Raw genomic sequence first — 24,030 nt, 5'->3', positions numbered from 1 at the left:
TTTTCATTTATTCAGGTCTTTCATTGATTAACCGGTTAATCAAATTTGAAAGCTCGCCGCCAGAATGTTCTATTTTATATGAGGACAGTAAAAACTTGTTTTTCACATTTTCATAATTTAATTTCTCTTGTTCACTTGCAAAATAGTGAGAGACTGTTTTTATCAATTCTGCTGGCTCGTTCTGGATATAACTCTCAAGGGAATTATAATAATCGTATTCACGATTTGCATGAATGAAATGAAAGACAAAAACGGGCTTATTAAATAAAAAGGATTCCAATGCAACGGTAGAAAGTGAAGCGATGACACCATCTGAATTAAAAATCAGCTCACGTGTGTCTGCTTTTTTATCTTTGATAACACGGACAGATTTATATTTCTCTTCCAAATCCGTATAGATTGAAATCAGCCTTTTTGAAAGCTCCCAAGGATGAGGTTTTATGATTAATTGAAATTTCTCATTAGCAGCCAGCCCAGTGATTAGCATTTGTATCTTATCTGCATCTAATCTAGGCCCTGTAGCAAGCAATAACGTAATTTTATTTGGGTCAAGGCCGTGTTCCTCAATAAAAGTAAGATTGGGCAGCCGTGCAGAAGTAAAGATTTCATCATACCGGGGGTGACCGATTACGGCGATTCGTTTTTCTTCAAGTCCTCTTGCCAAATACCATGATTTTTCATATTCTCCATATATCCCAACATGGCTTGAGAAAACAGGGATAAATGCTTCTTCCCCCATTAAAATCCCATGCTGCAAACAAATGCTGGGAATTCCTTTCACAGCTCCAACGACCGCAAGGGACCGGCTGACCACATCCTCGGTCGTACCTATCAATACAGCACTTATTGGAATTTGATCATAAAGATTAGAAACTGTTTCTATGGCATCTACAATACCGGGAATCCGCTTAATGAAGGTTTGGCTAAAAAAGGGATTGCTAAAAGCGGGATGTCCTTCGTATTTGGCTAAAATTGAAGCTGCTATTCTGATCAGCTCTTCTGACGCATGTCTTGTGTCGCTCTTAAAGCCTCCAATACATACATTTGGAATCCCAAAAATTTCAGATGTTCTGGAACGTGACAAAATCATCGTTTGATCTCCACTAAAATGATCGCTTAGTGTTTTCTCCGAAATCCTTGTGTAGTCTTGATTGATTAATATCTTTCCCTCTACATTTGTCTTAAATGGCCGCTTAAAAGGTGCTACCATCCTTTCAAAAAAAGGCTGAATCTCGTTTTGTGCCTTAATACCTGAATCGTTCAATTTCATCTCAAAATCTTTATGCTCCATTTCGCTGCTAAGTTCATCATTAATTTGTTGATAGAAATTCGTCATCAGGGCAATGGGTATGTCTTTATATTTTAAATCCTTTAACACATTGATGAATTCACTATAAAGAGACCAGTAATTTGACAGATAGACAGACACCCGCTTTATCCCTCCCTGTTATATGCATATTGGCAGATCCTTTATTTTTGTTTCATTGCTTTTAGATCTTCTCTAAGCTCTTTACAGGTTCTCTGAGGCGGCAGCATTTGTATAAATTCACTCTTTTCTTCTTGCTGCAGTTGGTAATGAATGGATAATTCTGTTATATAGTTATCATCTAAAATATTCTCTATCGGATAGAAATCCCAGAATTGATTTAAACGCCAAAAAAATCTGGCATCCCCGATTCTATAAAATTCGGGATTTTCATCCCAGAATGAGCCGAATTTTTCTCTGATGACAGGGAGAACGGAGCTTCTGTGCATGACGGAGCAATGATCGATTTGGCAAGGGGCCACCGGGACAATTTTCTTTGCAGGCCTTAATTGTTTTCTCGTTATCTCATTCTTTTCATTCAGGTAATTGACTAATGAGGCCGAATAGACAATCATGACACTGGGATTGATCTCTAAATAATCCACCATTTTTTCTAGTCTAGTTTCTCTATAACAGTTATCATCAGTTGCATATGAGATATACTCACCCGACGCTTTTAACAAGGCTTCATTTATTAGAGCGGCATATCTAACCTTCTCAACTCTTTCGTTCATGGTTTGAATATTACTCTGATAAAATTTGATTCTTTTATCATTTAAAAATGGCTCAATGACTTTCATTGTTTCTGAATTCGAATTATCATCCATCAAGAAGAGCTCAAAGTCTGTAAAAGTCTGATCTAAAATGGATTGAATGGACTTTGTGATATATGCCGGTTTATTGTAACTGGTCATTAGTATGGATACCTTTGGCAATATAACCCCCCCTAATTTTGTTTACTTGCTATAATATGTCTTGATAATCAAAACGTAATAGGATATAAGACTAAATTTTTAAACAAAGCGTAGAATGCAGGACGGCGTGGTTTCATATTATGGCTTGAACCTTCATTAACAAATGATCGATTCGCTGTTGAAAGGTGTGCGAAGTCAAAACGCGTTTTCTTGCCTGTACAGCAATTTGTTTGCGTGCTTCGTCGTGCGCAATATAATAATGAACCTTCTCAAGTAAATCATTCTTATCCTGGAAAGAAATAATTTCTTTCCCTTCCTCAAAATGATTTAGCAGCTCTTCTTTAGAATCAATAAGTTGAAATGCTTCACAGCCGGCAGCATCAAAGGTACGATTGTTGATGCTTTTGGCAATAATACCCGTGCGGTTTTTATTGTATTTCTCATCGGAAGGACGGTGGATATTTAGAACAATTTTAGAACCATTATAATAATTCACAACTGTTTCGGGATTTACCCAGGCATTCACTAAATGAATATCCCGATTTAAATTTTTTATCCATTCATTATTATGCTTCCCCCACCCTCTCCCAACTACTTGAATTTCATAATCTGTTCTCTGTAACAAGAATTCAATAAGCTCAATTCGATTACTGTAGGGCACGCCTACTAAACAAATATCACTTGTGAACTCTTCAGAGACTGGTGTGGAATGAAACATTTCCGGATCTGTTCCCAGCGGAAGATGATAAACATGTGGATGCCCAAGTTTTTTATATTGTTCCAATGCCGCTTGATCAATGGTAAAAATGCAGTCAAAATAAGTGATAAGCGGAATGGTCCAATCTATATAATAAGGATCTTCCGTCATCCAAATAGCCGATTTTACTTTTGTTTGTTTTATGAATTCCAGGATAGGCTTGGAGATTTTCAATCCGGCCATTGCCAAAATAAGATCCGGCTGCATAGATTGTTTCATAAGTTGTAATGCATTTAGACCTTTATTTACTGTAAAAGGTTCACAGCAGTGGCCTGCATTCTGAAATGCTTTTACTACACTTTGTTCAAAAAAGTAATAAACGGCTCTAAAGCCTGAAGTAATAAAAAGAATTTTCATTTTCTTCTCTCCTTGTAAATTTGAGATAATGGGATATTGTCACTAGCATAAAATAAAATAAGCCATATGATGTTTTATAAAATACGTGGAGGTGAACATATGGCACACACCTTAGTTGAATTCGGCAGAAGCGTCCAGACAAACCTGGTCAATGGAGTTGTTATTCCAATTAATGCAACACCAGCATTGATCTTGCAATTTGGTATTTCCAATCCCACTGCAACCAACTTTTTAGAAATCACTACTACAGTAGGCTGGCAGGTGACTAACGTTTTTGCTACACCGCCAGATCAGCCCAAGCTCTTCCTTCAAATCTTTTTTGATGGAGCCGTTGTTGGCAGTACTGTGCAAGAGTCCATTTCAAACGGTGAAGATGAACCGCTTGAAATGACTACAACATTCCAGACCATTCTTACGGATGTACCCGTAGGATTTCATGCATTTCAAGTGTATGCCTCAAACCCGGAGGATCTCGAGGGAGATATTACCCTAACGGGTCCAGTCAATATTACCGGAAAAGTTTACGCGCCTGCATAAACTTCTTAAAATTAGCATTTCTCAATCCATACTTGTACTAATTAAAATAAAAACTCCTTTGTAGAAGTCTTGTTAGTTTTAGGGAACTAACAAGACTTCTACTATAAGGAGTTTTTTTAAAATGAAATGATTCCCGCCGACGCCTTCCATTAAATTTCCATAGGATGTTATTAAAAACCTGGAAGGAATAGATGTAAATATACTATTCATCCGAATGGCAGCATATGCCAAAACAGTTGAACATTTAAAGATATTTCAAGTGTTGTTTATGCTGCTGCTATAGATCCGAATTCACCTTAATCAATAATTTCATCAGTGTCTCCGCTTCTTCCTCCGTAAGGCCACCGGTAATGCTTTTTTCCACTTCCATAAAAATACCATTGAATTCTTCGACCAGAACCGCAGCTTTTTCCAGCAGGTATATTTTTTTCTGCCGCTCATTTTCTTTGGGGATTACCCGCCTGATGTATCCCTTTTTCTCCAATCCCTGCAGCATGCTGGTGATGCTGGCCTCCTTGCGGTTAAAATGCTCCGCCAGATCCTTCTGGATCAAGCCTTTATCCTGATGCTCTGCAATATAGCCGATCATCTGCCCCTGTTGGGCATTCATGCCCAGCTCGGCCAGTCTCTCATCGGCCTCCTTCTTCTTTTTTAACCCAATTTCCCGGATCAGATCTGAGAAAGGCGTGTTCGAAATTCGCTTCGGCATGCGGATAACTCCTTTTACAATAGTTAGAATTCTAATTATATGTACATCATACACTTCGCCCTTCTAACGTTCAATTAAATATGAATATATATTCTATTATTATCATTTTTTAATTTAATTTCATTAATTATGATTATAGTCACAGTTGAATACCAGTTCTGTAAATATAATAAAAATACTATAATTACATTATTTTCTATATTTCCGCATTACTTATTCGAATGTAATTATAAGTTTCAGGAAAGGGGTTGTGTCTGCTCTTTCTTTTACATCCTAGATCGCAGCTTGAGTACAGGCCAGATAAAGAATGTCTGCAGGAACTCGGCACAGGTTAATTCCAACCATTTGGATCGGAGGAGTAATATTTATGAAAAAGAGTTTAGCATCCCTTCTTGCAGGCCTCTTAGCATTAGGATCATTCGCATCCGCAGGTACGGCAGCCGAGAACAATGGGCGCGGTAAATCCCCGGAGCTGTTCACGGGAGCTTCCCCTATTTCGATTACGGGCCAGTCATGGAAAGCGCCGGCGGGAGGCGGTTCCGAGGATAAGGTATATGCTTATCTGGAAAGCGTTAAAGGCAGCCTGCATTTATCTTCGAAAGATAATATCCGCGGGAAATTTCAAATTACGGAACAAAAGGTAAACAGCAAAACAGGCAGCCAGCACTACCGATTAAGCCAATATATTTCCGGAATTCCGGTATATGGAGCGGACCAAACTCTGCACATCGACAAAAGCGGCAATGTCACCTCACTGCTCGGAAGTGTGGTTGAAGATGTCTACCAGACCCTCCCCCAACCCCTGGTTCAGCTTAAGACCCTTTCCGGAGCAGAAGCCATCTCCGCTGCCTTAAAGGATGCAACACAGGATTACGGCCCGCTTGGCGAGGCCCAAGTTACGCCTGCAGCGGATTTATATTATTTTATCGTTGCCGGAGAGCCCAAATTAACCTATAAAACAGAAGTGAATGTGCTCGAACCGGAGCCGCTGCGGATACGCTACTTCATTTCTGCCGAAGACGGAAGTGTGTTGTTCAAATATAATATTCTGGAGCATCTGACGGGCACAGGGACAGGGGTTAACGGTGATACAAAAACCTTCGAGACCCGGCTCTCCGGCTCCACCTACCAGCTGTACGACAACACACGCGGCAACGGCATTGTTACTTATACGGCCAGGAACCGTACCAGCCTTCCGGGAACGCTGCTAACCAGCAGCACCAATGTCTGGACGGACAAAGCCGGAGTGGATGCCCATACCTATGCGGAAAGAACCTACGATTACTACCTCCAGCATTTTGGCCGGAACAGCCTCGACAACAACGGACTGCAGATCCGCTCGACCGTCCACTATTACACCTCTTACAATAATGCTTTCTGGAATGGAGCGCAGATCGTCTTCGGTGATGGCGACGGGGTGACCTTTACCCAGTTATCCGGGGACTTGGATGTTGTGGGACACGAGCTTACACATGGAGTGACCGAGCACACAGCCAATCTTGAATACTACGGCGAACCGGGAGCACTGAATGAATCCTTCTCCGACATTATCGGGAATTCCATTGAAGGCGATAACTGGCTGGTAGGGGATGATATCTATACACCGGCTATTGCGGGTGATGCCCTGCGCTCACTGGCCAATCCAACGCTCTACGGGCAGCCGGACAAATACAGCAGCCGTTATACCGGCACCAGCGATTACGGCGGTGTGCATACGAACAGCGGCATCAACAACAAGGCGTTTTACCTGGCGGCTCAGGGCGGCACATTCAATGGTGTTTCCGTTACAGGAATCGGCCGCGAGGACGCCGTTCAAATCTATTACAATGCACTGGTCTATTATCTTACAACTTCCTCTAACTTCTCGGCCGCGCGCACAGCAGTCATCCAGTCGGCAACAGAACTGTTTGGGGCAGGCTCACCTCAGGTCACGGCTGTGACCAAAGCGTATAATGCGGTTGAAGTGTATTAAAAGCTAAATGAACAGGCCAGTGATCATTTCTGATCACTGGCCTGTTGTCTTGTTGTCATATACTGAAGCTCTGCCAGCATGAATCCAGCAGCCCCCGAATGGCCTCCTCATCCATCGTCAGATAATGGTTCAATGAGCCTTTGACGGCATATACAATTGATCCATAATGCATTTGAACCATGAATTTAGGCTCCATTTCCCGGAACAGCTTCGCTTCAACGGCCTCCTGGTATACCTTCTCCAGCGGTGTGCACCAGCCATTCACATAAGCAGCTTTTTTAACCTCATCATAGATATATGGAGAAAAAGAATACTGCTCGATGAACTGGAAGCCTTGCGGGTACTTCAGAGACAGGCGGATCAGATTTTCCCACGCCCGCTCCAGCCGCATACGAATCGGCTCATCTGTGAAGAATCCTTCCAGGACGGCCTGACCGTTGAAGCTGACAATTCCTTTGTAAAGCTCATTGACAATGGCTTCCTTGCTCTCGAAGTAATGATAAATGCTTCCGGTGGATATGCCGGATTTTCTGGCAATCAAGGACATGGAGGTTGCCTGAAGCTCCTTCTCGATGATCAGTGCCAGGGTAGTCTCCAGAACCGCTTGCTGTACCTTGTTATATTTGTCGAACACAAGGCTTACCCCCTATCAAGAAATGAATAATTCGTTAGACAGAATATTCATTCTAATTTAAGGCAAGACCATACAGCATGTCAAGGAGCTTACTGATAGTTCTGCGTCATCGTCTCCAAATATTGCTCGATGGGAACGGAATTCCGCAGTGCAAGCAGACCATTTCCGGCTTCTCCGATTACGGTCCGGAACCTGTTGCTCTCTCCTGTTGCCAGCGCGGCAATTGCATCGACAATCATCTGCGGATCATCGAGCCGGCTGCCGTCTGTGTGCTGCATCATGCCAGATACCTTGTCTATCAGCTCATCGTAAACCGTGATATTTTCATCTTTGTTCCACACAATATTATTCAAGAAGTTATTGCCTTCAGACCCGCCCTGCTCAATAAGCCTTAGTTCAATATTCTGTGGCTTCAGCTCGTAATACAGCCCCTCAATCAGGCCTTCCAGCGCAAACTTGGACATATTATACAGGGAACCCAGCGGTAAAACGGTTGCCACCCCCATTAATGAGCTGATGTTGATGAACATGCCCCCGCCGTTGGCTCTGAAGTGAGGGACGAACTTACGAATAATGTTAATCGGTCCGCGCGTATTTACAGCAAACTGCCAGTCGATATCCTTTTCTTCAGCAAGCTCCAGCGGACCGTAAGTCCCCATTCCCGCATTGTTGACAACCACATCGATTTTGCCGAAAGCCGCTATCGCCTGATCTGCTGCGGATTGAACCTGCTCCACACGGGTCACGTCCAGCTTGAACAGCTTCACATTTTCATAGTGCTGAAGCTCCTGCTCTTTCTCCGGCGTACGCATGGTTGCTGCAACATTCCAGCCCAGCTTGGCAAAATGAATCGCTGTCAGCTTGCCCAGTCCGGTGCTCGTTCCTGTGATAAAGATAGTTTTCTTCTCCATAATAAAACCTCCTCGTATAATTAGATCGAACGGTCATTCTAATTCCGGTTAAAAAAATATCGTCCACTAGAACGATCATTCTATTCCATTATGTGCATTTCAGCATCAGCTGTCAAGTATCAGCTCCGGACAAATGAACCAACATATAGTTAAGAAAATGATGAATTCGCCAATTGCTATAAGCTTTTGGCCCTGCTGCTTATCAGGTCAATGGTCTGATTGAATTTCTTAATTTCATCCGGGTCCAGATCTCCCAGAAGCTGATTAATCCATTGATGGTTTAAAAGCTGCATATATTGGTACAGCTCTTTACCGGATTCCGATAGGTAGAGCTCTTTGGCCCTTTTGTCAGCCTTGGAGCGTCCGGTTCTTACGTACCCTTTTCCCTCCATATTTTTCACGGACCGTGCAATGGCAGCCTTGTCGATCGCTAAAAAATGAGCTAATTCTTCTTGGGTAGTGCCCTCATTGTCACCTATATTAACCAAGAAAATGCTGTCCGAGTAGGACAGATCCTTGGCCGAAAGAGATTTTGAAATAAAACTGACAAAGGTACGGTTAAGAATTCCAAAGGCTCTGATTATTTTTTCATTTTCCATAATATACTCCCTCTATTCCCCTAAAAAGAAGTCTTCAACATTCTGATTAAACTGCTCCGGTTGATCAATATGGGTAACATGTGCAGCGTCCACTTTCTTATACTCCGCATTGGGGATTAACGAAACCACCCGGTCGGCATCCTCCTGATCCATGGCACCGTTTAGTTCACCGTCTTCACGAATTTCGTAATTTGCGTGCAGCAGCAAGGTGGGACAGGTTATTTTTTGAAGGGCTTCAGCATGGTCAAAGCCGGCATTCCAGCTTCCATCATAGAATCCTGCACCGAAACGCGGATCATAGTAATCAAAGCCTCTAAGCATCAGGCGGACAGTATCCGGGAGAAAAGAAATTTCGACTGCCTTACCCGGATTTGCATTCCGGTAGCTTTTAACAGCTGTTTTAATCATAGGCAGCGAAAATTTACCCACATTTTTCTCGAAAAACGCGGAATTGCTGTCCAGCCAGTAAAGCAGAAAATCGTCTTCTCCTTCCCCGATAAAATTGTTGGCAGTCGTAAAGGATCGGTAAGCAACCGTTTTTTGAACTCTGGGATACTCGGCTGAAAACAAGGGCGGATCTTCCAGAACAATGGCTTTAACCAGTTCCGGTTTATTGGCAGCCAGCCAGGCCGTTAGAAGTCCGCCTGATGAATTTCCGGTCACAAACACCGGTTCTTTAATCACCGTTTCAATAAAGCTAGCCAGATCGCTGCCGATCTGATTGGCATTCAGGAAGTAATCATCCGGATAGGCAGTTTTTCCGTGACCCGGGTAGTCCACGGCGAACACATGGAATTTGGCAGACAGCTCCGGCAATACCCGGCTGTAACTGTACCAGTCCATATGCTGGGCGTTTAGTAACAGTAATGCCGGTCCGTTATCCGGTCCCTCAGCATAATTGAAATTGACTTGACCAACCTGCGCAGTTTTTTCCTCAATACCTGCTTCAGTGACTTTCTTATGCCATGGATCTGCATAATTGTTCAATTTATTTATTACAATTAATAGTACCGCTGCTGAAGAAACAAGAATGGCTCCGATTCCCCAAAGGATTTTTTTTGATGCAGAGTGTGACTTTTTCTTAATGTTCATGTTCGCTCCCTCTTTCTTAATGAACAGAAAATTCTGTTTTTTAACAAATCGATCGATAACTTGATTCAATATAGATGACTTAGTCATTTATATCATTATTGCTTTTCCATGTCAACAAACCCGTTTTTCTAAAATCATCATTTAGTGTGCAAAGCATATAAATTCATATATTTTAAAAAAAAGAGGCAACCCTCGCAGGCCGCCTAGTATTTTGCACTTATTATTTGCTTACTGCGCCTTAAGCCGCTTTCGTCAGCTTGCGCACAACCTCCTGGCTGTACTTATGCTTGGTAATGAAGTAGAAGCTGAGCTGGAACAAGAAATAGACCGCGACCACAATCGTTGTGTTCTTCATGAATTCGCCGAGAATGTCGGAGCCGCTCATGACATGGGTGACCAGATAGATGAAGCAGTAACCGAAGATGCTCCCCAGCAGCAGCGGCACAAAGAAGGTAATCAGCAGCTCAGCGGACACTACCGCCCGGATTTCCTTGTCACTGATTCCAATCTTGTACAGCTTGCGGAAAAAGACAGTGGCATTCCCGATTTCGGTATATTGCTTGAAGTAGAGCACCATCCCGCCCGCTACGAAGAACAGCACACCGACGAGAGAAGTGACGAATACAAAGAGCGAGTAGTTCTTTTTCAGCTCTTTATAGGTATCAGCTTTGGAGGCTACCGCAAACAGCCCGCCGCTTCCATCCTTGTCTGTGGCCTGCAGTGCATCCTTCAGCTTCTGAACGGTCCCTTCCGTACCCTTCCAGGCGGTAAAATCCATCCCGTAATGTATACCGGCCGCACTCGCGTTCACCTTGGACTCCATATCCCGGTAATCCTCATTGCTGACGACGATGCCTGAGCTTGACGGATAAGCGCCCGCTGATGCAAACCAAGTGCCGTGGTAGGAAGCTTTCACTTGGTAATTGAAGGTGTACGTGCCATCCGTGAACTGAATGTCTTCGCCTGGATCAATACCATGAGTACCCGGCTCCCAGGCCGTAATGATATTAAGGGCTTCCCCTGCTCCTACGGTTACCTTCTCCCCTGTGAGCGAGTTGTACACGTCCTGCGCCAGGACCGGCTTGGTCTTCAGAACATCATATTTGTCGCCTTCCAGGTTCATCCTCAGGTTCAGAAAGCCGGTTTCCCGGATCGACTTCAGCGGCTCGGGGGACTGCTTCATCAGTTGCTCCAGTTGTGCGCTCTCCAGCGTGTGGATGCCTGCCACCGAAATGTACTCGATATCATATTTGTTCCGCTCCGCAATGCTCCCGGACAGCTGCAGCAGCGAAAACGGTGACGCAACAAGGAAAATGGTCATGCCGCTTAGAATACTCAGAATGAACATAATCCGCTTGTTCTGATTGAATTTGTGATTAATCTCAGTGATGGTGAGGATGTAGCGGTAGTAGAATTCCTTGTCTTTCAGGAAGCTGATCAATGTGTTCCCCAGGTGGGAGATGACCATATACATACCGGTGAAGCTCATCAGAATGTAGGTAATGATCATTAACGGGTTGGTATGCAGGCTCTCGTAATTGGAGATCACTGCCAAAAAGAGGATTGATGCAATGACCAGTCCCGCACCCGCGAGCCCCAGCATGGTTTCGTTCTTCTTCACCGGATTATCCTGCCTGCGGGAATCCTTCATCAGCTCCGCAATATCCAGCCTGCCCACCTTCACACTGGAAATCAGCTGTGAGACGATGAAGATCATGGTGAATGCAGCCGCTGTTACCGCAAAGCTGGCGGCACTGAGAGAAAACGCGACCCCTTGCAAATCCAGCAGATCAATCGCCACATTTTGGAACAGCCGGGAAAAGACCATGCCCGTGACCATGCCGGCAATGAGCGAGGAGACACTGATCGCCAGATTCTCCATCAGGATAATCTTCTGCAGATCATTCTTATTCATCCCCAGCGACATAAAGATGGCGAATTCCTTGCTTCTCGCCTTGATAAAGGAAGAATGCGCATAGTTGATGAAGAACACCGAGAAAAGCGTAAGGGCAGCCAGACTCAGCATCAGCACAATCCGGATCACATCCTCCGTCCCCCCCTTCCGGATGCTGTTATTGAACAGCAAGGAGGTATACAGGAAAAAAATCGTGATCGCAAAGGCGCTGCAGAGGAAATAGGAATAGAAATTCCGCACATTCTGTTTGAAATTTTTAATCGTCACATCTCTAAAGGTCAACTGTGTTCCCCTCCGATGATCGCCAGACAATCGAAGATTTGATCAAAGAACTCCTTGCGGACCCCGCTGCTGACAATCTCCATGCAGATCGCTCCATCCTTGATGAAGATGATTTTTTTGCAGAAGCTTGCCGCGAAGGCATCATGCGTAACCATCAGGATGGTGCTGCCCTTTTCCCGGTTCATCTTCTCCATGCATTTCATTACCGCATTAGAGGACTTGGAATCCAGGTTGCCCGTCGGCTCGTCGGCGAAAACAATATCCGGGTCATTGACAAGCGCCCGGCTGACCGCTGCCCTCTGCTGCTGGCCGCCGGAAATGTTGTAGGGATATTTCCCGGCAATCTCGTCGATGCCGAGCAGCTTCATGATTTCTTCGCTTCTGGACTCCATCAGTTCTTTATCCTTCTTATCGAGGATCATGGGCAGCATGACATTTTCCTTCAGCGTGAGGCTGTCCATGAGATTGAATTCCTGGAAGACAAAGCCGAGATGCTGCCTGCGGAAAAGCGCCATTTCATTTTTATCCAGAGCGGTGATATTCTTGCCTCCGATATAAACCTCGCCGTAGCTTGGCTTGCCGATGCCGCTCAAGATATTCAGCAATGTGGTTTTGCCGCTGCCGGAGGGACCCATAATGCCGATGAAATCCCCCTTCTCCACGTTGAAGCTGACGGAATCCAGCGCCACTGTGGAATGTTCACCATTTTGCACCCCGTAGACCTTTTTGACCCCTTTGACTTCCAATACTGCGCTCACGTTCTCATCTCCTTAACCCGGGCGGTATGGATGCCCAATACCCGGATTGTGTTATCTTTTATACAGCTTCATTGTAATAAATCCCGGAGGGCGGTATCCATTCATTTAGGTTACGCTGTCTTTCAATTTTGAAAGGTAGGAAATCCGGACCTCTGTGCCCTGATTGACTTCGGAGGAGATGGTGAGGCGGTGGCCCAGCTTTCTGGCAATTTCCGAGCAGACATACAGGCCGATGCCTGTTGCCTGATGGTGGGTCCGGCCATTTTTGCCGGTAAAAAAGGGCTGGAACACCCGCTGCAGGTCCGCTTGTTCGATGCCGATGCCTTCATCCCGGATGGACAACACAACCTGGTCGCCGCACTGCTCAATGTGGAAATGGACCGGCTTGGCCTTTTCACCCGCATCCGAGTATTTGATTGCATTGGAGACGATCTGCTCCAGCATCGCCGTATTCCATTTGCTGTCCGTCATCACGAGCACGCTCTCGTCCGCACACTCGATCATCGGGTAGACATTGTTGTAGATATATTGGTTCCGTTTGCTGTTGATCAGGCTTCTGAGCGATTCCAGCAGATTGACACGCTCCGGATTATAGTCCCTGGTGAAATGCTCCAGGCGGAAGAACTTCAGCATCTGGTTCAGCATGCTCAGAATGGCATTCTTCTCTTCCTCGATATGCGTAAGTGCCGGGGCATGGCCTTCAGGATTCATTTTGTAACTCTGCAGAATGAGGTCAATGACCGAAAGGGGGGTTTTCAGATTATGTATCCATTGCGAGATAAACTTATGGGTGTTATCGGCCTGGGATTTCACTTCATAGATTTGGTCCTGATAGCTGCGGTGTATCCCGTGAATCAGAGTGATCACAGCCTGCTGCTCACACGAAAAGCCTTTTTCTTCAATCTCGATATTCTCTGTCAATCTCTGGATCTCCCGGTTCACGGAGACGTATCTGATGAAGCGGAAGCACATAAATAGGATAAAAACATAGAAATAGATGCTAAACAGGTAAGTGAGCTGGATATTGCTGCTGATAAAATAATTGCAGTATACGCTCACCAGGATGTGGCTGATGAAATAGACAAGGGTAAATGCAAATTGATCGCGCAGAAAATCCCGTAACAGCTTGATAGTCACTTGCGGCCCCCTCCGATCATAGCCGAATCCAAAATATAGCCCACGCCTCTTTTGACCTTGATGACATCCTGAAAGCCGAGATTGGCCAGCTTGCTTTTGACCCGGGTGACATTCACGGTAAGCGTATTGTCCACGACGAAGTGCACATCGTCCCACAGCTCCTCCAGCAGCTCTTCCCTGGTGACAATCGTATCCCTTTTCTCCAGCAGCTTCTTCAGGAGCTTATATTCATTCTTGCTTAGTTCTTCTGTAGCTCCATTATGGGACATTCTGAAATTGCGCTCATCCAGATGAATCGGCAGCGGCTCCGGTTCCGGCACCTGCTTGCCTGCATACTCACCGTAATTCCGGCGCAGAATCGCCATAATCTTCGCCAGCAGCACCTGGATATTCAGCGGCTTGACGATATAGTCATCCGCACCCAGCTCCATGCTGAGCACCTGGCTGGACTCTTCATCTCTGGCGGAGATCACAATGATCGGCACCGTGGTTTTTCTGCGGAATACACGGCAATAGTAGAAGCCGTCATAGTACGGCAAATTCAGGTCAAGCAGCACAAGATGCGGGGCTTCCTGCTCGAAGATCTTTTCCACCTGCAAAAAATCGGCAACCTCCGCCACTTCATAGCCGTACTTGCGCAGGATATCCGTCATCAGCGTCCTGATTCTGATATCATCCTCGACGATCATGATCTTGAACAATTCGCTCACCTCTTACAGCCTCCAGATTTGGCTTCGTTAACACTTCGATTCAATGGCTTGGCCGCAGGTTAAATTGGCAGAAGCAGCTGCCGCAAACCATTCAGCAGACGGATTTCCGACATCTCGGTCATGGCTTTCCCGGGGAGCACCACGGTGAACACATATTTCTCACGCAGGATGGATAACGCCTTGAATTGCGGGAAATTAGTGAACTGGCTGATAACTCCCTGCTCTCCGCGTACACACGATTTGATCTCGAACAGCTCGGTAGGAACGGTAAAGCCTGTCTGAATCACTTTGGACATCGCTTCCTTGGCCGTCCAGAGCAGGGTCAGAAAAGCAGGCTCCGGCCCCAAGCCATGAATAAGCCCTTCCTCTTCCTTGGACGTGATTCTTCTTAAGGCATCCATAGCCTTTTCATCCACAAGCTCCATGTCAACGCCAAGCAGCAGCCGTGGATCGTAATCAATCGCTGCTCCCAAATCATCACAATGGGTGATGGTAATCCCCCGGGTCCTTCCGGCCACGATCGGCTGGCACAGAATCCCGTGATCCACCTGAATTCCGGCCAAATCATCATGTTCACCCGCAACCGCCATTTTGGCAGCCAGCTTGCCGAGTATGTAACTGTTCCGCCTTCTTGGATATTTGAAGCTGTAATACTGGTCCTTCTCAGCCTTGCTCAGATAATCCAAAGGACCATCCTCCGGCGGCAAGGTAACCACACTGATATTCAACCCGTAGCGGTCTTCCGCGCCTTCCAGCTGAAAATCCGCTTTTTGTACATACTTGGAGAGAAACTGCCCGTGCTGTCTTGCGAAGGTTGTATATAACATTTTCCTGCCCCTATTCTTCTTCCCAAGGAGTGATTATTTAAAATTAAATACTTTGGAATTGGTTTTTCTGTTCCTGTATTTCACGAAGTGGTTGATGTCATCAATTTGGAAATACAGATTTTTTTGATACAGATAGCTCATTTCCTTGCCGGGAGGGTCGCCGAAGGAATGGCCCGGAAATACCCGGGCACCGGCAGGGATCAGCCGGATCAGCCGGTGAATGCTGTGATACATATCCTCTGCCGAGCCGCCCTCGCTGTCGCACAGTCCGCAGCCTTCGATAAAAACCGTATCCCCGGAGAACAGATGATCTTCTCCCCAGTAGCAGACACTGCCCATCGTATGACCCGGGGTGAGCAGACAAGTAATCCGGGTGTCGCCGATGCGTATCCGGTCCATGTCTTCGACGGTTCTGAGCCGGTTGCAGCGGTACTTGTAGTATTCAGCCTCCGTTTTGGAGATATAGACGGTGGGATGATAGAGCAATTCCAGCTTTTTCACCATATTGGTATGGTCAAAATGAGAATGGGTCAGCAGCACAGCCTCAAGGGTAGCCCCATGCTGCTCCAAAATCCGGATCAGCTGCGATACATCCCAGGATGGATCAACAACAAAAGCTTTGCGGGAGGTCTTGTCGATTCCGAGATAAGCGTAGTTAAAAAAAGTCATACACTGCGTCTTGATGGTAAACAGATCGTAGGTTGCTTCCATGTCCGCCTCCTCAAAAATTTGTAGCGGGAAATTTCCAGCATATTCCCAATGAATCTATTAAATTATCATCTACAGTCTCCTGAACTGTCAATGAATGTTTATGCTTTGAAAAAAACAAAAAAGCCTGCAGCAACCATGCAGACTTTTCAGAAACGATTTCGGTTAAAATGCCAGATGCACAGAGCCATCCTCATAAATATCCACCCTCTGGGTACAGAGAAGCATACCAAGCCCGTTTGCTGTGCCCTTTTCCTGCAAATCCTTTTGCCGGCGCTCCCATAGCTCCTTGTCATGAATAATGTCATAAAGATAGTATTTCTCGGAGTTTGCGGCATCCATTTCTTCAATGAAGATGAAGTTGTCCCCAAACAGGCCGCGGAACCAGCCGGCCGCCTCTTCGTGAGAGCCAAACTTGGGCAGATCAGCCTCAAAACGCTCCTGCAAATACCGCTGCTTCAGCCGGCCGATCCTAACATAATACTCTTCAAGCGTTTGTGGAGTAATCATATTCCTGCCCCCATTTTCAAATATAGAAATTTATGCTTTGCACGCTAAATGATCCTTTTATTTCTCGCTGAAACACCCCGTAGCCGTTTCCGCTTGTCATTCAAAATTTATATCGTGAAGCCTTTAAACGCTTATGAGTGTTCATTGCCTGGTATGACGGGTATTGAGAAGTAGTGAATTACACCACACATATTAGGGGGGCATATCCTTGGAAAACACAGACTGGATCTCAGCCGCTGCATTGGCGCTCTCATTGCTGTTTATGCTCAGGGTGATCAGCCTCAATAAGCGTGTCAACGAACTGCAGTCACAGCTGGAACGGATGGACAGCCGTTCAGCGACGGGCGGAGGCTTCATCAGGCCAGGGGGGAATGCTCCGACACCGCTGTATGTACAGAACATGGAGATTGCGCCGGATTTGGAGCGGAGGCTCCACCTGCTCCTGGCCGAGGGCAAGAAAATCCAGGCCATTAAAGTGATTCGCGAAGCACGGAATCTGTCTCTGGCCGATGCCAAGAATTATATTGATGAGATGGAAAGGAACAGGTAAGCCCAACCTTGATAAAGGTGCCCCTGCCAACCATAAGTATAACTTCCGGCTGCGCGGGCCCTGGTCTCCGGATTTGCACCGCTAAGGGAATGGAAAAACTAGCGTATATAATTGTCGAGTGCCTTGTTGAGATCCTCCAGCACCTTGTCCTGATTGCCGTGATGCACTGCTTTGACTACGCAATTCTCCAGATGGTCCTTCAGCAGCAGCTTTGCCGCTTTGTCCAGCGCTTTCTGAATGGCGGCAATTTGCAGCAGAACCTCCGAGCAATCACGGTCTTCGGCAGTCATTTCCTTGACGGCCCGGACATGGCCTTCAATACGGGCCAGCCGGTTGACAATTTGCTTGCGGTACTTATGCTCGTAATCCTCGTCATGAATATGCTCGCCTGCTTCCTGAACCATAGCTACACCCCGGCTTATGTTGTGACTTCTTAGATTACCTTGCTAGAGGTATTATAGCAAGAATAGATTCACAGAGACAAATGAGCCTACCTGAGCAGCCGCAAGCCGCTCAGAATCACGGCCAGCGTACTCCCTTCGTGACTCACCACACCCAAAGGCAAATTGATGCCGCCCGCGAAGTTGGACACCACCAGCAGCAGAATGACGGCAAGGGCAAACGTAATGTTTTGCTTAACCACCCTGCCGGTTCTGCTTCCAAGGGAGATGGCAAAGGGAATCTTGGAGATATCATCGGTCATCAGGACAACGTTGGCCGTCTCCAGTGCAACATCGCTTCCGGCCGCTCCCATGGCAATCCCCACGGAAGAAGCCGCGAGCGCGGGAGCATCGTTTACACCGTCTCCGACCATTGCAACCTTGCCGTACTTCGCTGTCAGCCTGCGGATCACCTCCAGCTTCCCGTCCGGCAGCATCTCCGCATAGATCTCTTCTATTCCGGCTTGTCCGGCAATAGCCTCCGCAGTAGGCCGGGCATCCCCCGTAAGCATGACCACCCGTTTATGCAATGCTTGCAGCTGCCTAACCGCTTCTGCCGCGTTCGGCCGCAGCGTATCCTGAACAGCCAGAATTCCCGCATAACGCCCTTCTATCTCCACGAAAACGACCGTCTTGCCTTCCCTCTCCAGAGCTTCCGCCACAGAAAGCGGTGCTTCATTCAGCACGGCCTCCAGCACAAGCCCCCGTTTGCCAAGACGGCAGGCCTTGCCGTTCACCAGGCCGCTGACACCCATCCCGGTTACCGCCTGCATGGCAGCCGCCGGCTCCAGGGTGAGCCCCTGTGCTTCGGCTCGGTCTACTACCGCTCTTGCAATCGGGTGCCGGGACAGCTGTTCCAGCGATGCCGCAAGCCGCAGCAGCTCCACTTCTGTAAGGCCAGGCGCCGGAAGGACATCCGTCACCTTTGGTCTGCCTTCGGTCAGGGTTCCGGTTTTGTCAAAAACCACGGTGCCCACATTCCCGATCTGCTCCAGATGGACTCCCCCCTTGAACAGGACGCCTTTGCGGGCAGCGTTGGAAATTCCCGAGAGAACCGCGGGCATAATGGAGGAAACAAGCGCACAAGGGGAAGCCACAACGAGGAAAATCATTGCCCGGTAGATCGTAGCCTCCCAGGTCCAGTTAAACAGATAGGGCGGGAGTATCATTAACAGCAACGCGAGACCAACCACACTTTTGGCATAAATGCCTTCAAACCGTTCCACAAAAAGCTGGCTCGGCGGCAGCTCATTCTTGGCCTCCTGCACCATATGGATAATCCGTGAGAGCAGTGTGTCCTCCGAGCCCTTGTCCACCAGTACCCGCAGGGCGCCTTGGCCGTTCATCGTTCCGGCAAAAACAGAATCGTTCAGCGTTTTATCCACCGGGATCGCCTCCCCGGTAATGGTGGCCTGATCGACTGCAGAGCTGCCTTCGACAATCGTCCCGTCGCAGGGAATCCGTTCGCCTGGGCGCACCAGCACGAGATCGCCTTTTTGCAGCTCGGAGGCTTTGACCCGCTCTTCCGAACCATCCTTCAGCCGCACTGCTTCTTCCGGCCGGTACTTCAGGATCGCCGCGATGTCCTGGTTGGTCTTCTCCATGGAGTAATCCTCCAGCGCACCGCTCAGACAGAAGATGAAGATCAGCACAGCGCCGTCCAGCCAATAGCCAATGCTTGCCGCACCTATAGCCGCAACGACCATAAGAAGATCGACATCGAGATCCTTCTCCTTAACAAGCGTCGTCAGGCCTTCCCAAGCCTTGCGGTACCCGCCGGCGGCATAGGCCAGGACGAACAAAACAATCGACAAGGCCCCTTGCCCGCTCCGCTCCAGACTCCAGGCCAGCCCAATCAGCACCAGACAGGCGCCGGCAATCAGAATTCCGCCGTTCTTGTCCCATACAGCCTTCCATGAGGCACCCTTGGTCTCTTTCTCAAGCATGATTTCGCCCATACCTCTCTACTCCCTTTTCGTTATAATGAGAACTGTTCTCATAAATATATCCCCCCCGGGGGCATACTGTAAATGATTTTCCCGCAGAAAAATTGTGACAAAAAAAAGACCTCTGACAAATTCCAGAGGCGATTCGTGAGCTTGTTAGAGACTAGATGTCTTTCCTGGTGAAAATCCGCAGCGAAATCAGATAAGAGCAGTAGAGCAGGAATAGATAGGCGACGCAGGCGATAGCCAGCAACAGAATATTGTCCGCGGTTCCCGAGTGGACCCATTCGAAGAGCACCGGAAACTGCTTCGCCAGGCTGGACATTGCGGTGAAGCCGAACATGATCAGCATCATGAAGAGCATGTTAACCACCTGCATCCCCTTTTGCCCCAGCCAAAAGTAGAGCGGCAAATACAGTCCGGCAATAATCGGGAAGCCGGCAATGACAAGCGACAATTCTCTCCAGGCAATAGGCTCAGCGGACTGCCCGGTTAGATAAAGAAGCAGTGTGCAGATCAAACTGATGATTACATAAGGGAACAGGCTCAAATATTTAGCCAGCACCAGCTGATGCCGGGGGAGCGGAAGCGTGACCAGCAACCGCTGATTATTGTGCTGTACATCCAGTGTGCAGGCGTTCATCAGCAGCAGAAACTTGCGCACCAGAATGAAGTCCTTGCGGATCAGATAGAAGGAGCTATACATGCGCTTCACTTCCTTTTACAGTAAAATACATGATCTCTTCCAGCGTAGGAGTCTCGCAGATCGCGGCATTCTTGAAGTAGCGTTCGCCCTCCGTCCGGTTGCCGATCAGTCCTTCAAAACCCACTCCACTCTCACGGATGTGCAGAAACAAGCGCCGCACATCCTGGTCGAGCAGCTCCTTTCCGCCTTTGACCAGCAGATACTGCTCCGCAAGCGTCTCCTTCATCTCGTTGAATACAATCCGCCCGTCATTGAGGAAAACAATGTAATCCGCAATCCGGTCCAGATCGGTGGTGTTATGCGTGGAGAATAGAATCGACTTCTTCTCGTCCTGAATGTGCTCGCTGAGCAGCTCAAGCAGCTCCCTGCGGAAGACGGGGTCCAGCCCCGACGTCGGCTCATCCATAATCAGAAGATCCGCACCATGCGACAGGGCAATTGCAAGCGAGAACTTGATTTTCATTCCTTTGGACAAATCCCTGATCTTCTTGCCCGGCGGAAGCTTGAACAGCTCCTGGTATTTCAGGTATGTATTTTCATCCCAGCGGCTGTAGAACGGGGCGATGACCCTTTTCATATCTTTAACCTTAAGATGCTCGTAATAAATATTTTCGTCCGATACATAGCCGATCCGGTCCTTGTCCGCCGCCTGATGCAGCGGGCGGTTCTGCCCAAACAATTGAATTCCGCCCCGGTCCGGATAGACCATGCCCATGATCATTTTGATCAGGCTGGTTTTGCCCGCCCCATTCGGCCCGATCAGCCCTGTAATATACCCTTCATTGATGCCCAGTGTGATATTTCGAAGCTCAAAATGGCTGTAGCTTTTGCATAAGCCTTCCAGCTTAATGACCTCACTCATTCTTTTTCCTCCTCACAGAGCAGCTTCAGCATTTCCGCAAGCTCCTTGTATTCCATGCCCAAAAGCCTGCTCTCGTCGATAATTCCCTTCAGCTTCCCCTCCATAATCCGCAGCCGCTGCTCCCGGATATACTCCTGATCCGCGCCGGATACGAATGACCCCTTGCCGACTATAGAGTTAATCAGCCCCTCACGCTCCAGCTCCTCGTAAGCGCGTTTGGTTGTAATGACACTGATCTGCAGCTCTTTGGCCAGCAGGCGGATCGACGGCAGCGGCGTGCCGGAGAGAAGTTCACCCTGCAGGATCAGCTGGCGTACCTGCCGTGCGATCTGGGCGTAAATCGGTTCACCGGAGGTACTCGATATCAAAATGTTCATGTTGCCATATCAGCACCTTCTCTGTAACTATTGTATTTATTGTATATGTGTAATATATACATTATTTATTTCATTGTCAAGATTCTCCTTTTTCAACGGCGGCTGTAAACAAGAGGTATTCCCGCGCAGCTTTATGGGAAAAGGTAAACTTGAGAGCTTCACCATTCGAGCTTTTAACTGTTCATTGCCAATCTCGATTATATGTAGATGTAAAAGGGGGTTACCCGTTCCAGTGCGCACTAAATGGTTCAAGCTCGGCTATGGAGCATTAATTACCGTCTTTATGTTGCTGCTCATGCCCAAATATTCTTATAATGATCCGGACACGTTCTGGCATATTGAGCTTGGCCGCTACATGATCGCCCGCCGCACTGTGCTGCATCATGCCATCCATACCTTTTACGGCGACAAGCTGCCTTATATTCCGCATGAATTCGGCTTTCAGCTTCTCATCGCTCCCTTATATCAGACATTCGGGTGGCCGGGAATCTACCTGTTGACCGCCGTATGCCTGTTCTGCCTGATTATGGGGCTGCTTCGGCTTGGCCGCGTTTCACGCAAAGAGCTGGGCCTCCAGGAGGGCCATCCGCTGCTGCTGCCTTTTGTGCTGCTGATTACCGGCTGGATTTACTACAACTATTTTAAAGGCCGGCCGCAGATGATCTCCGCCTGGATGATTGTATGGTTCTTCGTCTATTTGCGTGAGTTCCAGCTGAAGACAAGCTTTAAATATGCTGCTGCGATGATCCTGCTCTCCTGTGCTGTAGCCAATATTCACACCGGGGTGTGGCTGGTAATTGCCGTGTTTACAGGCATGGCCGGATTGGAATCACTGCTTGAGAGGAAGCTTACCATACGGCGGGCCGCTGTATTTGTACTGGTCTGGATATCCGGGCTGCTGAATCCGGGCGGACTGAAAAGCCTGCTGTTTATCTTTACCGTGACCCGCAAAAGCTTCAATATGCTGATCAACGAGTGGCAGCCGATCCAGTTCAGCCGGATGGAAAATCTGCCGATTCTGCTGCTGCTGCTGTTTTTTGCCGTAACCCTGCCCTTCTCGCTGCAAAAGAAGCCCTTCCGTTTCTTTCTGATGGCCGGCATTCTCTATCTGGGTGTATCTAACTTCAAGCAGAATTTGTTCATGTGGCTGTTCATCCCTTATTTCGCAGGAGCTTTCTTCGAAGCAGCTCCGATCTTCCGCAGCAGTTCCTTGCGGCTGGGACGGGGCGGGCTGATGCTTGCGCTGGCTGTCGGCTTAGCCTTAAATATAGGCTATAACTTTACCGTTCCGCCGGTAATCAACGCCAGGGCGTATCCTGTGGAAGAAATGAACTATGTTCTGAACCATACGGAGCCAGGCACAAGACCGAAGGTGCTCTCCAGCTACGGCTCATCCGGCTATGTAATGTACCGCGGCGCAGAGGTGCTCTGTGACGGCCGGCAGGACCCTTTTATCACCAAAGACTCTGTAGGTGCGATGGGCTGGACCGCATTCGAGCGTTCCATGTACGCCTTCTCCGAATACCTTCCGGACATTGTGAGCTTTGACCGTCCCGACTATGTTATCGTCAAAAGCGGCAGCTCCGCACGGCACTACCAGGACTGGGTAAAAGCCTTCGGAGCACCGGTCTACAAAGGAACCTACGGCAGTGTATTTTCCTTTTGATGGCAGGCTTCTATCAAGCTGCACGGTGAACAGGCATAATCCGCATGGAATGACGGGTTATGCCTGTTTTTTGCGGATTTGCCTGCATTCATCCGATTAGCCCGGCCGATCTCAAGAAATGTCTTACGATGTCCTGCTGGTAACGTACGCGTACCGCGAAGCTCAGGCTCCAGCAGGTCTCGACGGTAACCGCCCTTGCACCAAGTATCCGTTCAGCTGCCATCCGGGAGGTGCCGGAACGCTCACGCAGGTGGATATTGAAGTGATGTGAGGGCAGCAGGATGGACTGGTTCATCCGTTTGACAATTCGCTTCGCCAAGGAACCGGCCCGGCTGCCCTGACTGATAATCAGCGTCTGCCCCACCCGCCTGCGGTTGATTTGCGACAATCCGTTGGCCTCATGCAGATCCAGATACCAGTTGGGCTTATAGCGCTGCGCCAATGCGAAGACAGAGGCTGCAAGCGGGTGGCCCGCCCGGCTTCCGGCGCTCCGGGGAAACGTTCGGTTGAGGTCAGGAACTCCTCTGCGGCGCTTGCGGTAGGCCTTCTGATTCGCCAGCGGGAGGATAATCAGCCGGCCCCTGCGGAGAAACAGCTCCTCGCGGGCAAACTTCCCGGCCAGCTCTTTGGCCGCGCGGATACTGGCCGGCTCATTGCCATGAATGCCGGAGACGATCATAAATACAGGACCCGGCTCCCGGCTGCTGATGACATAATACGCTGTGGCAAAAGAGGTTCCCGGAGCCAGCATGCTTTTCTCAACTATCACCAAAGCCCACCTCCTTATGACACACCGAACCGGCCTCTAACCGTTTCAGCAATATTCTTCTATATATGTATGCAGCAGC

Annotated in this window: 25 protein-coding genes; 4 read left to right on the top strand and 21 right to left on the bottom strand. The window is 47.9% G+C overall.

Going from position 1 to position 24,030, the window contains the following annotated elements; all coding sequences use genetic code 11:
• Positions 1-7: 7 nt before the first annotated feature.
• The 3 genes from HYD27_RS32620 to HYD27_RS04195 form a co-directional block, all read right to left on the bottom strand.
• Positions 8-1,429, bottom strand: a complete 1,422-nt coding sequence (locus HYD27_RS32620) for a CDP-glycerol glycerophosphotransferase family protein (protein ID WP_219211815.1) — start codon at positions 1,427-1,429, stop codon at positions 8-10.
• A gap of 41 nt (positions 1,430-1,470) precedes the next feature.
• Positions 1,471-2,241 (bottom strand): glycosyltransferase family 2 protein, encoded by a 771-nt coding sequence (locus HYD27_RS04200; protein WP_219211810.1) that lies wholly within the window; start codon positions 2,239-2,241, stop codon positions 1,471-1,473.
• A 112-nt stretch (positions 2,242-2,353) separates the two neighbouring features.
• Positions 2,354-3,334 carry a CgeB family protein gene (locus HYD27_RS04195; RefSeq protein WP_219211809.1) on the bottom strand — a complete coding sequence of 327 codons (981 nt, stop codon included), beginning with the start codon at positions 3,332-3,334 and terminating at the stop codon, positions 2,354-2,356.
• 99 nt (positions 3,335-3,433) lie between these two features.
• Between HYD27_RS04195 and HYD27_RS04190 the strand changes: the two genes are divergently transcribed.
• Entirely contained in the window at positions 3,434-3,871 is a 438-nt protein-coding gene (locus HYD27_RS04190) for a hypothetical protein (protein ID WP_219211807.1), read from the top strand.
• Positions 3,872-4,148: 277 nt separating this feature from the next.
• Here HYD27_RS04190 and HYD27_RS04185 read toward each other — a convergent pair whose 3' ends face one another.
• Positions 4,149-4,580 carry a MarR family winged helix-turn-helix transcriptional regulator gene (locus tag HYD27_RS04185; protein ID WP_219211805.1) on the bottom strand — a complete coding sequence of 144 codons (432 nt, stop codon included), beginning with the start codon at positions 4,578-4,580 and terminating at the stop codon, positions 4,149-4,151.
• A 367-nt stretch (positions 4,581-4,947) separates the two neighbouring features.
• Between HYD27_RS04185 and HYD27_RS04180 the strand changes: the two genes are divergently transcribed.
• Positions 4,948-6,552 carry a M4 family metallopeptidase gene (locus HYD27_RS04180; protein ID WP_219211803.1) on the top strand — a complete coding sequence of 535 codons (1,605 nt, stop codon included), beginning with the start codon at positions 4,948-4,950 and terminating at the stop codon, positions 6,550-6,552.
• A gap of 55 nt (positions 6,553-6,607) precedes the next feature.
• On the opposite strand, the gene HYD27_RS04175 is transcribed toward HYD27_RS04180, so the two are convergent.
• The 11 genes from HYD27_RS04175 to HYD27_RS04125 form a co-directional block, all read right to left on the bottom strand.
• Complete coding sequence (locus HYD27_RS04175; protein WP_219211802.1) at positions 6,608-7,186, bottom strand: TetR/AcrR family transcriptional regulator; 579 nt, start codon at positions 7,184-7,186, stop codon at positions 6,608-6,610.
• A gap of 89 nt (positions 7,187-7,275) precedes the next feature.
• Positions 7,276-8,097: an SDR family oxidoreductase gene (locus HYD27_RS04170; RefSeq protein WP_219211801.1), complete on the bottom strand. Its 822-nt coding sequence runs from the start codon at positions 8,095-8,097 to the stop codon at positions 7,276-7,278.
• Positions 8,098-8,273: 176 nt separating this feature from the next.
• Complete coding sequence (locus HYD27_RS04165) at positions 8,274-8,696, bottom strand: MarR family winged helix-turn-helix transcriptional regulator (protein WP_219211800.1); 423 nt, start codon at positions 8,694-8,696, stop codon at positions 8,274-8,276.
• Between the two features lie 12 nt (positions 8,697-8,708).
• Entirely contained in the window at positions 8,709-9,788 is a 1,080-nt protein-coding gene (locus tag HYD27_RS04160; protein ID WP_219211799.1) for an alpha/beta fold hydrolase, read from the bottom strand.
• A 238-nt stretch (positions 9,789-10,026) separates the two neighbouring features.
• Positions 10,027-11,985: an FtsX-like permease family protein gene (locus tag HYD27_RS04155; RefSeq protein WP_219211798.1), complete on the bottom strand. Its 1,959-nt coding sequence runs from the start codon at positions 11,983-11,985 to the stop codon at positions 10,027-10,029.
• Positions 11,982-12,743 carry an ABC transporter ATP-binding protein gene (locus HYD27_RS04150; RefSeq protein ID WP_219211797.1) on the bottom strand — a complete coding sequence of 254 codons (762 nt, stop codon included), beginning with the start codon at positions 12,741-12,743 and terminating at the stop codon, positions 11,982-11,984. The genes HYD27_RS04155 and HYD27_RS04150 overlap by 4 nt, the downstream gene beginning before the upstream one ends.
• A 105-nt stretch (positions 12,744-12,848) precedes the next feature.
• The gene (locus HYD27_RS32615; protein ID WP_219211796.1) at positions 12,849-13,880 is read right to left on the bottom strand and encodes a sensor histidine kinase; all 1,032 of its coding nucleotides are present in this window, start codon (positions 13,878-13,880) and stop codon (positions 12,849-12,851) included.
• Complete coding sequence (locus tag HYD27_RS04140; protein ID WP_309242011.1) at positions 13,877-14,590, bottom strand: response regulator transcription factor; 714 nt, start codon at positions 14,588-14,590, stop codon at positions 13,877-13,879. Before HYD27_RS04140 ends, HYD27_RS32615 begins: the two co-directional genes overlap by 4 nt.
• A 59-nt stretch (positions 14,591-14,649) precedes the next feature.
• A complete protein-coding gene (locus tag HYD27_RS04135) occupies positions 14,650-15,417 on the bottom strand; it encodes a 4'-phosphopantetheinyl transferase family protein (RefSeq protein WP_219211794.1) in 768 nt (255 codons plus the stop codon).
• A 33-nt stretch (positions 15,418-15,450) separates the two neighbouring features.
• Positions 15,451-16,128, bottom strand: a complete 678-nt coding sequence (locus HYD27_RS04130) for an MBL fold metallo-hydrolase (RefSeq protein ID WP_219211792.1) — start codon at positions 16,126-16,128, stop codon at positions 15,451-15,453.
• Positions 16,129-16,290: 162 nt separating this feature from the next.
• On the bottom strand, positions 16,291-16,635 hold the full coding sequence (locus HYD27_RS04125; RefSeq protein WP_219211790.1) for a hypothetical protein: 345 nt from the start codon (positions 16,633-16,635) through the stop codon (positions 16,291-16,293).
• A gap of 208 nt (positions 16,636-16,843) precedes the next feature.
• Between HYD27_RS04125 and HYD27_RS04120 the strand changes: the two genes are divergently transcribed.
• Positions 16,844-17,185, top strand: a complete 342-nt coding sequence (locus HYD27_RS04120; RefSeq protein ID WP_219211788.1) for a ribosomal protein L7/L12 — start codon at positions 16,844-16,846, stop codon at positions 17,183-17,185.
• 98 nt (positions 17,186-17,283) lie between these two features.
• Here the strand turns inward: HYD27_RS04120 and HYD27_RS04115 are convergent, their stop codons facing one another.
• From HYD27_RS04115 to HYD27_RS04095, 5 genes are all read right to left on the bottom strand, one after another.
• Complete coding sequence (locus HYD27_RS04115; RefSeq protein WP_219211786.1) at positions 17,284-17,589, bottom strand: metal-sensing transcriptional repressor; 306 nt, start codon at positions 17,587-17,589, stop codon at positions 17,284-17,286.
• 86 nt (positions 17,590-17,675) lie between these two features.
• Positions 17,676-19,583, bottom strand: a complete 1,908-nt coding sequence (locus HYD27_RS04110) for a heavy metal translocating P-type ATPase (protein ID WP_219211777.1) — start codon at positions 19,581-19,583, stop codon at positions 17,676-17,678.
• A 151-nt stretch (positions 19,584-19,734) separates the two neighbouring features.
• Complete coding sequence (locus HYD27_RS04105) at positions 19,735-20,277, bottom strand: ABC-2 transporter permease (protein WP_219211775.1); 543 nt, start codon at positions 20,275-20,277, stop codon at positions 19,735-19,737.
• A complete protein-coding gene (locus HYD27_RS04100) occupies positions 20,270-21,139 on the bottom strand; it encodes an ABC transporter ATP-binding protein (RefSeq protein WP_219211773.1) in 870 nt (289 codons plus the stop codon). The genes HYD27_RS04105 and HYD27_RS04100 overlap by 8 nt, the downstream gene beginning before the upstream one ends.
• Entirely contained in the window at positions 21,136-21,516 is a 381-nt protein-coding gene (locus tag HYD27_RS04095; protein ID WP_219211771.1) for a GntR family transcriptional regulator, read from the bottom strand. Before HYD27_RS04095 ends, HYD27_RS04100 begins: the two co-directional genes overlap by 4 nt.
• A gap of 232 nt (positions 21,517-21,748) precedes the next feature.
• Here HYD27_RS04095 and HYD27_RS04090 point away from each other — a divergent pair, with 232 nt between their 5' ends.
• Positions 21,749-23,182, top strand: coding sequence for a hypothetical protein (locus HYD27_RS04090; protein ID WP_219211763.1), 1,434 nt, complete (start codon positions 21,749-21,751; stop codon positions 23,180-23,182).
• 88 nt (positions 23,183-23,270) lie between these two features.
• Here HYD27_RS04090 and HYD27_RS04085 read toward each other — a convergent pair whose 3' ends face one another.
• Positions 23,271-23,951 carry a succinylglutamate desuccinylase/aspartoacylase family protein gene (locus tag HYD27_RS04085; protein WP_219211761.1) on the bottom strand — a complete coding sequence of 227 codons (681 nt, stop codon included), beginning with the start codon at positions 23,949-23,951 and terminating at the stop codon, positions 23,271-23,273.
• Between the last annotated feature and the right edge of the window lie 79 nt (positions 23,952-24,030).

Source organism: Paenibacillus sp. S150 (assembly GCF_019352175.1).
GTDB lineage: Bacteria > Bacillota > Bacilli > Paenibacillales > Paenibacillaceae > Paenibacillus_AQ.
Note: the sequence above shows the minus strand (reverse complement) of the source record. Positions and strands in the feature narration are given on the sequence as shown.